1 protein-coding gene is annotated in these 1,020 nt (G+C 52.5%); it reads left to right on the forward strand.

Annotated features, from left to right (window positions below):
* A partial coding sequence (locus OU793_RS24575) for a GspE/PulE family protein (protein WP_274647912.1) occupies window positions 1-1,020 on the forward strand: 1,020 nt, incomplete at both ends.

The following is a 1,020-nucleotide window of genomic DNA, read 5'->3' on the forward strand; positions in this document are numbered from 1 at the left end:
AAATACACCCTGCCCGCCAATGACCGATTCAGCCTTCCGCTTAAAGTCGGCAATGAGCTGCGCTTGTTTGAATGGCGCGCGGCGCTCATTCCAACCCACGATGGCCCGAAACTGACGCTGCGCTGTCTGACGCCAAAAAACAAAGCCTTGTCACTCGAAGACATGGACTTACCAACCCCATATTTAGCCACGCTCATCCAGATGGTGCACAAACGCCAAGGGGGGATCATCATTACCGGTCCGATGGGTTCCGGTAAAAGCTCCCTGGTGTACGCCCTGCTGGAAAAAGTAGATCGCATTGCGCGTAACGTGCATTCCCTGGAAGACCCAGTGGAGTTTTCACAGGACTTTGTCAGTAAAACCCAAGTGCAGCCGAGTCTTGAGACCTTTGAAGGCTCAGGGGTAAAAATGGATTACGCCTTTTACTGTAAAGAGACGCTGCGCCACGACGTGGACATCTCCAACATTGGTGAAATCCGTGATACGCCCACGGCAGCTGAATTTTGCCGTAAAGCCGAAACCGGTGGATTGGCACTGGCCACCTTGCACACCAACAGCGCATTAGGGGTGGCGCAAACCTTCATCCAGCAACTGAAAATGCCGGCAGCGATTGTGGGCGCGCCCGACCTGATGGCGATGTTTGTGCACGTCAAACTGGTGAGAAAGCTGTGTGACTGCGCGTTCTCATTTGCTGACCGCGACGCTGAGGCAGCAAAAAAAGCGTACTCCAGCATCAACAGTTCGGACAAGCTGGCGCTCAAAATCAGTCAACTTGAAAAGCTGTGCTCAGAGGATGAGCTCAAGAACGTGCGCCTGCTCAACCCTTGTGGCTGTGAGAAGTGCAACAAAGAAGGCGGTGTGTCAGGAGAAAGTGGCCGTTTAGTGGTGATGGAAATGATTGTGCTCGATGACGCTGACCGTCAGTTCATCATTAAAGAGGACGATTTAGGCTGGAAACAACACCTCAAGAAGCAAGGCTGGCCAAGCATCAAAGATCACTGTAAATCGCGCATTATGCGC

This window comes from Vibrio sp. VP6 (assembly GCF_028823755.1).
GTDB lineage: Bacteria > Pseudomonadota > Gammaproteobacteria > Enterobacterales > Vibrionaceae > Vibrio > Vibrio parahaemolyticus.